The sequence below is a fragment of the Streptomyces sp. NPDC006510 genome (assembly GCF_040611955.1).
Classification (GTDB): domain Bacteria; phylum Actinomycetota; class Actinomycetes; order Streptomycetales; family Streptomycetaceae; genus Streptomyces.
In genome coordinates this window covers 1-13,595 of the sequence record NZ_JBEXPH010000209.1, presented here as the reverse complement: position 1 = coordinate 13,595, position 13,595 = coordinate 1, and the positions used below count along the sequence as shown (strand labels likewise).

General features: G+C 70.9%; 14 protein-coding genes, 1 tRNA gene and 1 pseudogene. 7 read left to right on the top strand and 9 right to left on the bottom strand.

What is annotated here, in order from left to right:
- The 5 genes from ABZY11_RS37340 to ABZY11_RS37320 all read right to left on the bottom strand — a co-directional run.
- Positions 1 to 1,346 (bottom strand): HD-GYP domain-containing protein (locus ABZY11_RS37340; protein ID WP_356483427.1); only part of this gene is annotated, 1,346 nt, incomplete at its 3' end.
- A 138-nt stretch (positions 1,347 to 1,484) separates the two neighbouring features.
- Positions 1,485 to 1,805 (bottom strand): mycothiol system anti-sigma-R factor, encoded by a 321-nt coding sequence (gene rsrA / locus ABZY11_RS37335; protein WP_356483426.1) that lies wholly within the window; start codon positions 1,803 to 1,805, stop codon positions 1,485 to 1,487.
- Entirely contained in the window at positions 1,802 to 2,458 is a 657-nt protein-coding gene (locus tag ABZY11_RS37330; protein ID WP_266425425.1) for a sigma-70 family RNA polymerase sigma factor, read from the bottom strand. Before ABZY11_RS37330 ends, rsrA begins: the two co-directional genes overlap by 4 nt.
- Positions 2,459 to 2,731: 273 nt before the next feature.
- Positions 2,732 to 3,454 carry an alpha/beta family hydrolase gene (locus tag ABZY11_RS37325; protein ID WP_356483425.1) on the bottom strand — a complete coding sequence of 241 codons (723 nt, stop codon included), beginning with the start codon at positions 3,452 to 3,454 and terminating at the stop codon, positions 2,732 to 2,734.
- A gap of 16 nt (positions 3,455 to 3,470) precedes the next feature.
- Positions 3,471 to 4,286, bottom strand: coding sequence for an SOS response-associated peptidase (locus tag ABZY11_RS37320; protein ID WP_356483424.1), 816 nt, complete (start codon positions 4,284 to 4,286; stop codon positions 3,471 to 3,473).
- Positions 4,287 to 4,364: 78 nt separating this feature from the next.
- Between ABZY11_RS37320 and ABZY11_RS37315 the strand changes: the two genes are divergently transcribed.
- From ABZY11_RS37315 to ABZY11_RS37300, 4 genes are all read left to right on the top strand, one after another.
- The gene (locus ABZY11_RS37315) at positions 4,365 to 5,078 is read left to right on the top strand and encodes a M50 family metallopeptidase (protein ID WP_356483423.1); all 714 of its coding nucleotides are present in this window, start codon (positions 4,365 to 4,367) and stop codon (positions 5,076 to 5,078) included.
- Between the two features lie 58 nt (positions 5,079 to 5,136).
- On the top strand, positions 5,137 to 6,453 hold the full coding sequence (gene aroA / locus ABZY11_RS37310; protein ID WP_356483422.1) for a 3-phosphoshikimate 1-carboxyvinyltransferase: 1,317 nt from the start codon (positions 5,137 to 5,139) through the stop codon (positions 6,451 to 6,453).
- Between the two features lie 3 nt (positions 6,454 to 6,456).
- A complete protein-coding gene (rsgA, locus tag ABZY11_RS37305) occupies positions 6,457 to 7,473 on the top strand; it encodes a ribosome small subunit-dependent GTPase A (protein ID WP_356483421.1) in 1,017 nt (338 codons plus the stop codon).
- 89 nt (positions 7,474 to 7,562) lie between these two features.
- The gene (locus tag ABZY11_RS37300) at positions 7,563 to 7,886 is read left to right on the top strand and encodes a multidrug efflux SMR transporter (protein ID WP_114246542.1); all 324 of its coding nucleotides are present in this window, start codon (positions 7,563 to 7,565) and stop codon (positions 7,884 to 7,886) included.
- Here the strand turns inward: ABZY11_RS37300 and ABZY11_RS37295 are convergent.
- Positions 7,816 to 8,505, bottom strand: a complete 690-nt coding sequence (locus ABZY11_RS37295) for a TetR/AcrR family transcriptional regulator (protein ID WP_356483420.1) — start codon at positions 8,503 to 8,505, stop codon at positions 7,816 to 7,818. The genes ABZY11_RS37300 and ABZY11_RS37295 overlap by 71 nt on opposite strands.
- A 121-nt stretch (positions 8,506 to 8,626) precedes the next feature.
- Between ABZY11_RS37295 and hisN the strand changes: the two genes are divergently transcribed.
- On the top strand, positions 8,627 to 9,427 hold the full coding sequence (gene hisN / locus ABZY11_RS37290; RefSeq protein WP_356483419.1) for a histidinol-phosphatase: 801 nt from the start codon (positions 8,627 to 8,629) through the stop codon (positions 9,425 to 9,427).
- Between the two features lie 193 nt (positions 9,428 to 9,620).
- Positions 9,621 to 10,025 carry a CBS domain-containing protein gene (locus ABZY11_RS37285; RefSeq protein ID WP_356483418.1) on the top strand — a complete coding sequence of 135 codons (405 nt, stop codon included), beginning with the start codon at positions 9,621 to 9,623 and terminating at the stop codon, positions 10,023 to 10,025.
- 74 nt (positions 10,026 to 10,099) lie between these two features.
- On the opposite strand, the gene ABZY11_RS37280 is transcribed toward ABZY11_RS37285, so the two are convergent.
- A complete protein-coding gene (locus ABZY11_RS37280) occupies positions 10,100 to 11,551 on the bottom strand; it encodes a catalase (RefSeq protein WP_356483417.1) in 1,452 nt (483 codons plus the stop codon).
- A gap of 161 nt (positions 11,552 to 11,712) precedes the next feature.
- On the opposite strand from ABZY11_RS37280, the gene ABZY11_RS37275 reads away from it, so the two are divergent.
- Positions 11,713 to 12,132, top strand: coding sequence for a Fur family transcriptional regulator (locus ABZY11_RS37275; protein ID WP_356483416.1), 420 nt, complete (start codon positions 11,713 to 11,715; stop codon positions 12,130 to 12,132).
- A gap of 192 nt (positions 12,133 to 12,324) precedes the next feature.
- On the opposite strand, the gene ABZY11_RS37270 is transcribed toward ABZY11_RS37275, so the two are convergent.
- Together ABZY11_RS37270 and ABZY11_RS37265 are read right to left on the bottom strand one after the other, a co-directional pair.
- Positions 12,325 to 12,398, bottom strand: a tRNA-Met gene (locus ABZY11_RS37270).
- Between the two features lie 131 nt (positions 12,399 to 12,529).
- A pseudogene (locus ABZY11_RS37265) lies at positions 12,530 to 13,507 on the bottom strand (sel1 repeat family protein); the annotation flags it as partial.
- Positions 13,508 to 13,595: the final 88 nt, after the last annotated feature.

Below are 13,595 nucleotides of genomic sequence, written 5' to 3'. Positions count from 1 at the left end.
GGGCGGCCGGGGCCCGCGCCCTCGCCCCGCGGCCTCGGGACCTCGGGCTCGTCCGCCGTCACGGCCCTCGTCACGGCCGACCAGCCGTGCCGCTCCAGCCCGCGCACCAGCGCCCGGACCATCCGCGGGTCGAACTGCGTGCCCGCACACCGCTCAAGCTCCTCCAGCGCGGCCGGCACCGGTCTCCCCCGCCGGTACGACCGGGTCGAGGTCATCGCGTCGAAGGCGTCCGCCACCGCGACGACCCGGGCGAACTCCGGGATCTCGCGCCCGGTGAGCCCGTACGGATAGCCGCTGCCGTCGAGCCGTTCGTGGTGGTGCAGGATCGCGGCCCGTGCCTCGCCGAGGAAACCGATGCCGCGGACGATCTCGTGCCCGTACTCCGGATGCAGTTCGATCACCTGTCGTTCCTCCGGCGTGAGCGGCCCGTCCTTGCGGAGCACCCGCGTGGGGACGCCGAGCTTGCCGACGTCGTGCAGGATGCCGGCGAACCGGACCACCTCCAGGCGGTCCTGGTCCATGCCCAGTTCGCGGGCGATGAGGACGGAGGCCCGCCCGACCCGTTCGCTGTGGCCGCGGGTGTACGTGTCCTTGATGTCGACGGCCTGCACCAGCGCCCTGATGGTGGCGCGGTGGGCGGCGTGCTCGCGGTGGTACTGGGCGAAGACCCAGCAGGAGATGTACATCGGCAGCAGGACGATGAGCGCGGACAGCGGCCCGTGCGGACCGCGCCACAGGACCGCCATCATCAGCCCGGCGAGTCCGTGCACCAGATGCGGCCCCAGCGAGCGGGACAGCAGCCCGCTCCAGGCCCGCCGCAGGGGCAGCCGTTCGGCCGCGACCAGGATGGAGCCGTCCAGTGCGGTCAGGACGAGGCTGAAGGCCAGGGCGCCGGCGCAGGCGGGCAGGATCGCGTAGGGAAGGTCGGGGCCGGTACCGGTGCCGCCGAGGGTGGCGGTGCCGCCGAGCAGTCCGTGGACGGTCGAGGCCGCCCAGACCGTGAGGGCGAGCTGTGCGGCCCGCCAGACCCGCCGTGCGGTGGCGGGGGGCTGTTCCACCCGGCCGACGAGCGATCCGGGAACGGCGACGAGGGCGGCCGCGGCGGGCGGCAGCAGGAAGGCGGCGGCCAGCAGCAGCGGAAAGAACGATCCGGCACGGATCGGCACGGAGCTGCCGAAGAAGGGCCAGCGCCCGGGAAGTTCACAGACCAGATAGAGCCCGGTGAGCAGTGCGACGGTGACCCACGGGGTCCCCGCGCCGCTCCCCAGCGCGGGGAGCACACAGCACAGGGCGACCACGGCTACCACCGCTATGTACGCGCGCGCCGCCCCGCGTGTGGCTCTCACCCGCTCGGCCCGCCCCCCAACATGGTCAATGGAGGCGCCAGGCTAGCGAGCTTGTGCGACCGACCGAGCGTCAATGAGCCCGATTAGCACATTCGGGTGATTCGGTGGCGGCGGCCGGTACGGGCCGGCCGCCGGGTGTCACTCCTTGGCGGCGGTCGGCTGTTCGCTCCCCGCTGCCGTCACATCCTGCTCGGGCACGGCCTGCCCCGAGCGGATCAGATCGATCCGGCCCATCACCTTGGACCGGAGATCACTCGGTACGTCGTCCTGGCCGCAGCAGCGCTTCACCAGCTTCTTGACGGCCTGTTCCAGGCCGTACTTCTCCAGGCACGGGGAGCACTCCTCGAAGTGCACCTCGAACTTGGTGCAGTCGCTGTCGGGCATCTCGTGGTCGAGAAACTCGTAGAGATGATCGAGGACCTCTGAGCAGTCCGTCTCGTGCGGCTCTCCGCAGCTCATGAGCCCGAGCCTTTCCGATCGTCCGACTCTCCGGCACCGGCCGGGACGAGCCCGCGCTCACGGGCGTAGTCCTCCAGCATGCCGCGCAGTTGGCGGCGGCCCCGGTGCAGTCGGGACATCACCGTACCGATGGGAGTCCCCATGATGTCCGCGATCTCCTTGTAGGCAAAGCCCTCGACATCGGCGAGATACACGGCGATGCGGAACTCTTCGGGGATCGCCTGCAGAGCGGACTTCACGTCGGAGTCGGGCAGGTGGTCGAGCGCCTGCGACTCGGCGGAGCGCAGACCGGTCGACATGTGCGACTCGGCGCGCGCCAGCTGCCAGTCCTCGATCTCCTCGGCAGCGCTGCGCTGGGGCTCGCGCTGCTTCTTGCGGTACGAGTTGATGAACGTATTGGTGAGGATGCGATACATCCACGCCTTGAGGTTGGTGCCCTCACGGAACTGGTGGAAGGAGCCGTACGCCTTGGCATACGTCTCCTGGACCAGGTCCTCGGCGTCCGCGGGGTTGCGCGTCATGCGCAGCGCGGCCGAGTACATCTGGTCGAGGAAACCGAGAGCGTCCCGCTCGAAGCGCGCGTTGCGCTCGGCAGGCGTCTCCTGTGCGCGGCCGTCGTCGGTCCCCGTGTCGGTCCCAGTGACCGGACCCACCTCCTCCAACGCTGTGGCGGAGCCCAAACCGGACCCGCTCGAATCGGAGAATAGTCGACCTTGCTCCGGGACGGGCTGTCGATCCGATCCGCCCAGGGCCCGCTCGGGAGTGGTCTTGGCCGCATGCAGCACCGTCCACTCCAGGTCAGCGGCGTTCGAGCGGCGCGGGCAGATGGTCGAACCCATGCGACGGACTCCCTCTCCACATACGACGTTGATGTACCGATGACACCGACAACAGTGGCCCCTCGCTCAACATTCCCGGGGCGTGCCTCATACCAGGGCGGACAGCCATCCGGTCACCGCGGCGGTCAGGATCCCCATCGCCTCGTCCTGGCTCGGGCCGGCCTTCTTCGGTACGGCGAACCCGTGGTCGCCGTACGGCACCTCGGCGATCTCGTACTCCCCCGGCGGGAATTCGGCGGGCCGCCCGAACGGATCGTGGCCGCCCTGCACGACGAGCGTGGGTACGCCGGAGCCGAGGAGCTCGTCCGCGCGGGACTTCTCCGGCTTGCCGATGGGGCCTCCCCTGCTCGAACGGAGTTGAGAGCGGGAAGGGTGCAGGGGGAAGCTGAGCGCGAGGACGGCGTGGGCGCCGAGCTCCGCGGCCGTCCGGCAGGCCACCCGGGCCCCGGCGCTCCGCCCGCCCGCGACGACGGGCGGCCCGGCGGCGGTGAGCGCGGGCCACAGCCCCCGCCACCCGGTGTCCAGGGTCTTCGGGGCGGGCGCGAGCCGCTTCCCGGCGACCCGCCACGGCTGCTCCACCAGGGCGACGGTCACCCCGTGGGCGGGCAGCGCGGCGGCCAGGGCCTGGAGGTCGCGGGCCTCGATGCCACCGCCCGCGCCATGGCCGAGGGCCAGCACCAGCCGCGCGCTCCCGGCCTTCGTCGTACCCGTGGCGGGGAACCAGGTGATCCTGGCCGGTCCGGCATCGGTGTCGACCATTTCGGCCGCCTCGGCCCGGCGGCCCGTCTCTGTAGTACTCACGTACCCCATCCTCCCCGCCGGGGGCTCAGAAGAGTGTGCCCACCTCCGGCGCGGCCAGTTCTTCCAGCAGTTCGGGTCCGTTGTTGCGGACGTTGCTGACGGCCGTGGCCACCGGATAGGCCCGCATCAGCCCGCCCGGCGGCGGTGCCAGCAGCGCCTTCAGCCCCTCGACGTCGGTGCGCGACGGGTCGAGCCAGGCGTCCCAGCGGTCCGGCGTCAGCATCAGCGGCATCCGGGGGTGGATGTCGGCGAGCGTGGCGGGACCGTCGGCGGGGGCGACGGCGAGCGGGGTGGTCTCCGCCTCGGTCGTGATCACCGTGCAGGTCACCCACCAGGCCATCGGGTGGTCGTCCGGCAGGGTCCGGTCGCGCCAGAACTCGTACAGCCCGGCCATCGCGAAGACCGATCCGTCGGCGGGTGTCACGAAGTACGGCTGCTTGCGCGGGCGCTTCTTCTTCCCCTTCTCCTCCAGCTGTCGCTCGTCCGCGCCGGTGACCCACTCGTAGTAGCCGTCGGCGGGCAGGATGCAGCGCCGGGAGACGAAGGGCCGGCGGAAGGACGGTTTCTCGTGGACGGTCTCCGCGCGGGCGTTGATCATCCGTGCGGCGCCCTCCGGGGACTTCGCCCAGGACGGTACGAGGCCCCATTTCAGCGCGCGCATCTGACGAACCGGACGCTGGTCGTCTGCGTCTTTCACGGGACGCTCCAGTACGGCGTAGACCTCCTTGGTCGGCGCCACGTTCCAATCGGGCGCCAGGGCCTCCGCCGGTTCCCACTTCTCGACCTGGAAGAGTCCGGTCAGGTCCTCGGGCCGCCGACTCGCTGAATACCGTCCGCACATAAGTGCCAGACTGCCACGACCGTCACACCGGCAGGACGCCGATACCGCAAGCCGACACCGCAAGGAGCCGCCCACGCCATGGACAGCACCGATCTGGGCAATCTGTGGGACCGCGTGTTCGGCACCCAGCCCGCCCCCGAGCAGTGGCTGGTGGTGGTGACCGGCACGCTCGCGCTGATCGCCGTCGTGCCGAACCCGATATGGCGGCTGACCCGCAACGCGATCACCATCGCGCACGAGGGCGGGCACGGGCTGATCGCACTGCTCACCGGACGGCAGCTGTCCGGCATCCGGCTGCACTCGGACACCAGCGGGCTGACCGTCAGCCGCGGCAAGCCGACCGGTATCGGCATGATCCTCACCGCGGCCGCCGGCTACACCGCCCCGCCGCTGCTGGGCCTGGGCGGCGCGTGGCTGCTGGTCGACGGCCGGATCACGCTGCTGCTGTGGGTGGCCACCGCGCTGCTCGCGGTGATGCTGGTGATGATCCGCAATGTGTACGGGGCACTGACGGTGATCCTCACCGGCTCGGCCTTCCTGCTGGTGTCCTGGCTGGCCTCGTCGGCCTGGCAGTCGCTGTTCGCGTACACCGTGGTCTGGTTCCTGCTGCTCGGCGGCGTCCGCCCGGCCTTCGAGCTCCAGTCCAAGCGGCGGTACGGCGGTGCGCCCGACTCGGACGCGGACCAGCTGTCACGGCTGACGGACGTACCGGCCGCGCTCTGGCTCTTTCTCTTCCACGCGGTGTCGCTCTGCTCGCTGATCGGCGGCGGCCGCTGGCTGCTCGGCATATGAGGGCCCGCGGCGTCCGGCGACAGCTGCCGTCCGCGCCGGACGCTCTAAAGTGAGGTCCATGACCGAAAGCTCCGTGCACCCCGCTCTCTGGCCCGCCCCGCATGCGACCGGGACCGTCGACGCGACGGTCACCGTGCCGGGATCGAAGTCGGTCACCAATCGCGCGCTCGTCCTCGCCGCGCTCGCCGCCGAGCCCGGCTGGCTGCGCCGCCCGCTGCGCTCCCGCGACACCCTGCTGATGGCCGAGGCGCTGCGCGCGATGGGCGTCGGCATCGAGGAGGGCGTGGGCCCGGACGGCTCCGGCGAGGTCTGGCGGGTCATCCCGGCCGGGCTGCACGGCCCCACCACCGTCGACGTCGGCAACGCGGGCACGGTCATGCGCTTCCTGCCACCGGTCGCGGCCCTCGCCGACGGCCCGGTCCGCTTCGACGGCGACCCGCGTTCGTACGAGCGCCCGCTGACCGGCGTGATCGACGCGCTGCGGGTGCTCGGCGCCCGGATCGACGACGAGGGGCGCGGCTCACTGCCGATGACGGTGCACGGCAGTGGCGCGCTGGACGGCGGACCGGTGGAGATCGACGCCTCCTCGTCCTCCCAGTTCGTCTCGGCGCTGCTGCTGTCGGCGCCGCGCTACAACCAGGGGGTGGAGGTGCGTCACACCGGCGCCAGGCTCCCCTCCATGCCGCACATCCGGATGACCGTGGACATGCTGCGGGCGGTCGGCGCGCAGGTCGACGAGCCGGAGACGGGCGGCGAGCCGAACGTCTGGCGGGTCTCCCACTCCGCCCTGCTCGGCCGTGATCTGACCATCGAGCCCGATCTCTCCAACGCCCAGCCGTTCCTCGCGGCCGCGCTGGTCACCGGCGGCCGGGTCACGATCCCCGACTGGCCCGAGCGCACCACCCAGCCGGGCGACGCGCTGCGGGAGATCTTCACGGCGATGGGCGGCAGCTGCGAGCTGACCGAGCGCGGCCTCACCTTCACCGGTTCGGGCCGTATCCACGGCATCGACGTCGACCTCGGCGAGGTCGGCGAGCTGACCCCGGGCATCGCGGCGGTCGCGGCCCTGGCCGATTCGCCGTCCACCCTGAGCGGTGTCGCCCATCTGCGGCTGCACGAGACGGACCGGCTGGCCGCTCTCACCAAGGAGATCAACGGGCTCGGCGGCGATGTCACCGAGACCGCCGACGGCCTCCACATCCGGCCCCGGCCGCTGCACGGCGGTACCTTCCATACGTACGACGACCACCGGATGGCAACCGCGGGGTCGATCATCGGCCTTGCCGTCCCCGGAGTGGAGATCGAGAACGTGGCGACAACCGCCAAGACCCTGCCGGACTTCCCGCAGATGTGGACCGGAATGCTCGGGGCCTGAGACATGCGCCGCTACGGCAAGAACCCCGACGAGGACGACATCCGGGTCCGCCCCAACCCGAAGGGCAACCGGCCTCGCACGCATACCCGCCCGAAGCACGAGGACGCCGAGGAGGGCATGGTCCTCACCGTCGACCGCGGCCGCCTCACCTGTCTCGTCAACGGTCGTACGGTCATGGCGATGAAGGCCCGTGAGCTGGGCCGGAAGGCCGCCGTGGTGGGTGACACCGTCTCCATCGTCGGCGATCTGTCCGGTGACAAGGACACCCTCGCCCGCATCGTCCGCATCGGTGAGCGCCGCTCGGTACTGCGCCGGACCGCGGACGACGACGATCCGTACGAGCGGGTGGTCGTCGCCAACGCCGACCAGCTGGCGATCGTCACCGCCCTGGCCGATCCGGAACCCCGGCCGCGGATGATCGACCGCTGTCTGGTCGCCGCGTACGACGGCGGGCTCTCCCCGCTCCTGGTCCTCACCAAGTCCGATCTGGCCTCCCCGGACAAACTGCTGGAGGCGTACACGCCGCTGGGCGTCCCGTTCGTCGTGACCAGCCGCGAGGAGCTGGAGAACGGCGACGCGGCCGAGCGGGTCCGCGAGCAACTGCACGACCGGGTCACCGCCTTCGTCGGGCACTCCGGTGTCGGCAAGACCACGCTGGTCAACGCGCTGGTACCGAAGGACCGGCGGCGTACGACGGGAGTGGTCAACGCGGTCACCGGCCGCGGCCGGCACACCACCACATCGGCGCTGGCGCTGCCGCTGCCCGACTACCGCGGCTGGGTGATCGACACCCCCGGTGTGCGCTCCTTCGGGCTCAACCACATCGACCCGTCCCGGGTGATCCACGCGTTCCCGGACCTGGAGCCCGGCACCGAGGACTGCCCGCGCGGCTGCACCCACGACAGTCATGAACCGGAATGCGCCCTGGACGCCTGGGTGGCGGACGGCCACGCCGATCCGGCCCGGCTGGACTCGCTGCACCGGCTGCTGTCCACCCGGGAGCGACGCGAAGGCGACTGACCGGGCACGTTTGCGATCTGCTGTTGCCGGTAAATGCATAATCACACTCAGTGTGGCAAGGCGGTCACCGACGTGGGAGGGCACTGACGATGGCGTGGCTGCTGGTCGTGGTCGCAGGACTTCTGGAGACCGGCTTCGCCGTCTGTCTGAAACTCTCGCACGGTTTCACCCGGCTCTGGCCGACCGTCGCGTTCTGCGTCTTCGCCCTCGGCAGCTTCGGTCTGCTGACGCTGTCGCTGAAGAAACTCGACGTGGGGCCGGCCTACGCGGTGTGGACCGGCATCGGCGCGGCGGGCACCGCGATCTACGGGATGGTCTTCCTGGACGACGTGGTCTCCACCCTCAAACTGGTCTCGATCTCCCTGGTGATCGTCGGCGTGATCGGGCTCCAGCTCTCCGGCTCGTCCCACTGACCGCACTTCGCTCCACCACGTGGCGCACCAGCGGTGCCACCTCTCCCTCCGCCCCCGTGGCAGCGGGCACCAGCGCGTAGCTCAGGGCGAGCCGCAGCGCGATCTCGCAGGTCACGGCCAGTGCCTCCGGGTCACGCGGGGACCGTTCCACGCCGAGGGCTGCCACCGCGCGTTCGCCGGCCCGGCGCAGCAGTTCGGCGGGGGCCAGCGGCCCGGGATCGGTGCTCCGCGGGCCGGGCACCGGGGAGGCGCACCCGGCCGCAAGGGGGCCGGGACAGGGCCCGGGGCGGGGTAACCGCTCACTCCAGCAGCCGGTGAGCAACGCTCTGACCAGCACGTTCGTACGTACGGCCCGGACGGTCCAGGCGGCGGTGGCGGTCAGGGCGTCCTCCGTACCGCCGGCCGATCCCAGCGCCCGCTCGACTCCGGCCAGATAGCCGTCGACGGCGTCCCGGACCAGGGCACGGGCCAGGCCGTCCTTGCCGCCGAACTCGTTGTGGAGGGTCTGCCGGGAGACCCCGGCGGCGGCTGCCACGTCGACCATGCGCACCGATGTCCAGGGCAGGGTCGCCAGCGCCGAGAGGGCGGCGTCCAGCAGTACTTCTCGCGCTGTGGGCATCGTCGCCTCCCGCACCGAGGGCTCCGCGTCCCAGAGTTGACGCGCTCCCGGGGACTGTCAATGGTCCGCGCGGATCCGGGGTCCTGTAGCCCTGTTCACCGGCGGTCGATACTGTGACGGCATGCCCGACTACCACGATGATCTGCGCCTTGCCCATGTGCTGGCGGACGCCGCCGACGCGGCGACGATGGACCGGTTCAAGGCCCTCGACCTCAAGGTCGAGACCAAGCCGGACATGACGCCGGTGAGCGAGGCCGACAAGGCCGCCGAGGAACTGATCCGCGGCCACCTCCATCGGGCCCGCCCGCGCGACGCGATTCTGGGCGAGGAATTCGGGATCGAGGGCACCGGCCCCCGGCGCTGGGTCGTCGACCCGATCGACGGCACCAAGAACTACGTACGCGGCGTGCCGGTCTGGGCGACGCTGATCTCCCTGATGGAGGCCGGTGAGAACGGGTTCCAGCCGGTGGTCGGTGTGGTATCGGCCCCCGCGCTGAACCGGCGCTGGTGGGCGGCGAAGGGGGCGGGCGCGTTCTCCGGCCGCAGCCTGACCTCCGCGACCCGGCTGCAGGTGTCGAAGGTGGAGCGGATCGCGGACTCCTCGTTCGCGTACGCGTCACTGAGCGGCTGGGAGGAGCAGGGCCGTCTCGACGGATTCCTGGATCTGACCCGGGCCTGCTGGCGCACTCGCGGGTACGGGGATTTCTGGCCGTACATGATGGTCGCCGAGGGATCGGTGGACATCTGCGCGGAGCCGGAGCTCTCCCTCTGGGACATGGCCGCCAACGCGATCATCGTCCAGGAGGCGGGCGGGAAGTTCACCAGCCTGGACGGGGTCTCCGGACCGGGCGGCGGCAATGCGGCGGCCTCGAACGGACTGCTCCACCACGAACTGCTCGGCTACCTGAACCAGCGCTACTGAGCCTGCCCCCGCCGCCCCGGACCGCTTCGCCGGATCACGTCACCGAGGGGCGTCGCGCGCTACCGCGCGCCCCCCGGTGAGCTTCGCCCTCCCCTTGTTCCGCCCACGCATCGGTGCAACTCTGAGAGTCCCCCCGCTTGTGAATTTGTGAATCGGCTCACGCGGTCCTTTCACCAAGGAGGTGGCTCCCTTCATGCTCGTCCGTGACGCCATGAGCACACTGGTCCTCACCATCGGCCCCGCCCATACGCTCCGCCAGGCCGCCCGGCTGATGTCGGTCCGCCACATCGGGGCCGCCGTAGTCCTCGACAAGGACAACAGCGGGCTCGGCATCCTCACCGAACGCGACATCCTCAACGCGGTCGGCTCCGGCCAGGACCCGGATGTCGAGACCGCCGCCACCCACACCACCACCGATGTGGTCTTCGCCGCGCCCACCTGGACCCTGGAAGAGGCCGCGGAGGCCATGACACACGGCGGGTTCCGCCACCTGATCGTGCTGGACGGCCACGGGCCCGTGGGCATCGTCTCCGTCCGCGACATCCTGCGCTGCTGGGCGCCCACCAGGCGCCGCCACCGCGCGGAACTCATAGGCTGAGCCCCCGTGAACGACCGGTGGGCCGGTCTCCCCCGCAGAGGAGACCGGCCCACCGACGACGACAACCGTCCGGATCAGCCGCGAAGGGCCTGGACCGCGGCCTCCAGACGCTTGCCGAAGTCACCGTCCGCCTGGCGGAAGTTATTGATCGCCCGCTCGACGATGTCGTCGCGCGACACCTTGGCGATGAACCCGGCGAGGTTGTCGATCAGCCGGGCCTTCTCGTCCTCGGAATAGAGCCGGTAGAGGTTTCCGGCCTGCACGAAGTCGTTGTCCTCGGCGTGGCTCGGGGCCGCGTGCGTGGCGACCTCGCCGGTGACGGTGGTGGGCTCCCACAGCGGACGGTCGGTCTGGACCGGACCGCCGAAGCTGTTGGGCTCGTAGTTCTTCGCGCCCTTGTGGCGGCCGTCGTACAGGTAGCCGTCACGGCTGTTGGTGCGCGCCTCGGTGGCGTGCGGGCGGTTCACCGGCAGGTGGTCGGCGTTGATGCCGACGCGGTAGCGGTGGGCGTCGCCGTAGGCGAACAGACGGCCCTGGAGCATCTTGTCGGGGGACGGACCGATGCCCGGCACGAAGTGCGCGGGGCTGAAGATCGACTGCTCGGTCTCCGCGAAAATGTTCTCCGGGTTGCGGTTGAGCTCCAGCTTCCCGATCTCGATCGGCGGGTAGTCCTCGTGCGGCCACACCTTGGTGAGGTCGAACGGGTTGAAGCGGTACGTGGCCGCCTCGGCCGCCGGCATGATCTGGACCTGCACCGTCCAGGACGGGAAGTCGCCGCGCTCGATCGCCTCGCGCAGATCGCGCTGATGGCTGTCCGGGTCCTCACCGGCGAGCTTGTTGGCCTCGGCCTGGGTGAGGTTCTTGATGCCCTGGTCGGTCTTGAAGTGGTACTTGACCCAGAAGACCTCGCCGGCTTCGTTGTTCCACTGGAACGTGTGCGAGCCGTACCCGTTCATGTGGCGCAGCGTGGCCGGGATGCCCCGGTCACCGAAGAGCCAGGTCACCTGGTGGGTGGACTCGGGCGACAGACCCCAGAAGTCCCAGACGTTGTCCGCCTCCTGCGAGCCGGTGTACGGGTCGCGCTTCTGGGTGTGGATGAAGTCCGGGAACTTGATGGCGTCCTTGATGAAGAACACCGGGGTGTTGTTGCCGACGAGGTCGTAGTTGCCCTCTTCGGTGTAGAACTTCAGCGCGAAGCCACGGGGGTCGCGCACCGCGTCGGCCGAGCCGAGGTTGCCGGCGACGGTCGAGAAGCGCAGGAAGGTCTCGGTCTGCTTGCCGACCTCGGAGAGGAACTTCGCCCGCGTCCACTGCGAGACGTCACGGGTCAGCGTGAACGTGCCGTACGCGCCGGCGCCGCGGGCGTGCACGATGCGCTCCGGAATGCGCTCCCGGTTGAAGTGCGCGAGCTTCTCCAACAGCGACTGGTCCTGCACCAGGACGGGACCGCCGACGCCCGCGGTCTGGCTGTTCTGGTTGTCGGCGACCGGCGCGCCGGCCTCCGTGGTGAGCGGTCCCTGCGTCACGTGCGCCTCCTGCGTCGTTCCTGCACATTCGTCTTGTCCTGCACAGCCTGTCCCTTGGCGTATGCCGGTGCCGATCCTACAATGGACTTAGTCCAAGTCAAGTGAACATCCAAAGTCACACCCGTTCGGGACCTGGTCCCACCACTGTTAGGCTTGTATTTATGAGTGACCTGTTGGAACGACTTCGCGGACGCGGCTGGCGCATGACTGCGCAGCGACGCGTCGTGGCCGAGGTCCTCGACGGGGACCATGTGCACCTGACGGCCGACGAGGTCCATGCGCGGGCCGTGGCCAAGCTGCCCGAGATCTCCCGCGCCACCGTCTACAACACGCTGGGCGAGATGGTGACGCTCGGTGAGGTCATCGAGGTCTCCACGGACCGCCGCGCCAAGCGGTACGACCCGAACGCACACCGCCCCCACCACCACCTCGTCTGCGCGAGCTGCGGCACGATCCGCGATGTGCACCCGGCCGGCGACCCGATGGCGGACCTGCCGAGCGACGAGCGCTTCGGCTTCACGGTGTCCGACGTCGAGGTGACCTACCGCGGCATCTGCCCGAACTGCGCCGCGACGAGCTGAACCGAACTGATCCGAGCGACGAAGGCCCCGGTGCGGACATCACGCGCACCGGGGCCTTCCGCGTGAACGCACCCGACGGATGACGGCACGGGCATGGGTACGGCATGGGCATGGGCATGGCCGCTCACGCGCTTCGCCCGCACCACGCACAGAAGGCCGGATCCTCTAAAGGATCCGGCCTTCTGTCTTCAGTAGCGGGGACAGGATTTGAACCTGCGACCTCTGGGTTATGAGCCCAGCGAGCTACCGAGCTGCTCCACCCCGCGTCGTTGTGTCTAGAACTGTACGTCACCGCTCCGGACCAGCGCAAATCAGTTCCTGCGCCTTGCGGCGACCGGCGCCGGGGCGCCGCTCTCACGACGCCCCCGAGGCCGGACCCGGCCGGCTTCGCGCTGCCCTACGCGGTCAGTTCCTGGTGCAGCGCCTCCCGCAGCCGGGCAGCCCGTTCGGCGACCTCCGCCGGGCCCAGCTCGACCGCCCGCGCACACCAGCGCTGCCCCTCGGCGAGCTCACCGCGGCGGGCGGCCAGCAGGGCGAGGCGCAGGGCGGCCCGCCCGTGCCCGTCGTTCGCGGCCCGGCTCCACCACAGCGCCGCCTCGCGCTCGCTGCCCTCGCGGGCGAGCAGCAGCCCGAGGTTGAAGGCGCCGTTGCGGCTGCCCGACTCCGCCGCCTCGCGGTACCAGCGGGCAGCGCTGTCCACGTCACCACGGGCCGCCGCGAGCATCCCGACGCGCACCTGGGCCCTGCGGTGCCCCTGCTCGGCGGCCCGCTCGTACCACTCCTCGCACTCGGTCTTGTCCGGCATCGGCTCGCCGAGCGCGGGAGGTCCGGGCGGTGGCTGCCGCGAGTCCAGCACCCCGGCCAGCCGGAAGGCCGCCTCCGCGCTGCCGCCCCCCGCCGCGCAGCGCAGATGGCGCTCCGCCTCCTGCTCCTCACCGTGGTGCAACAGGGCCATGCCGACCTGGAGGGCCGCCTCGGTGTGACCGGCCGCCGCGGCACGCTCGTACCAGACCAGTGCCGTACGGTCCTCGTCGCGCCCGGCGTACAGGATGCCGAGGTTGAACGCCGCGTCGACGCTGCCCGCCTCGGCCGCCTTGGAGAACCAGGGCTCGGCACCGCTCGCGTCGCCCGCCTGGAGCAGCAGCACGGCCAGTGCGTTGGCGGCCTCGCGGTGGCCCGCGTACGCGGCGCGGCGGTACCACTGCTCGGCCTGCGGCGTACGGTCCTGGGCCGCGCAGAGCAGCCCCAGGTTGTAGGCGCCGTTGACGTCGCCCGCGTCCATGGCGGCGCGGTACCAGCGCTCGGCGGTCTGCTGCTCACCCCGGGCCGCGTGCAGGGCGCCCAGGGCGTTGGCGGCGTTCCCGTTGCCGTCCTGGCATCGAGGAGCACCTCCTCCCCGACTTCGAGGACCATGCGCTCGCCGGCATCTTGCGCTCGGACGTCGACCGGTGGGAGAAGACGGA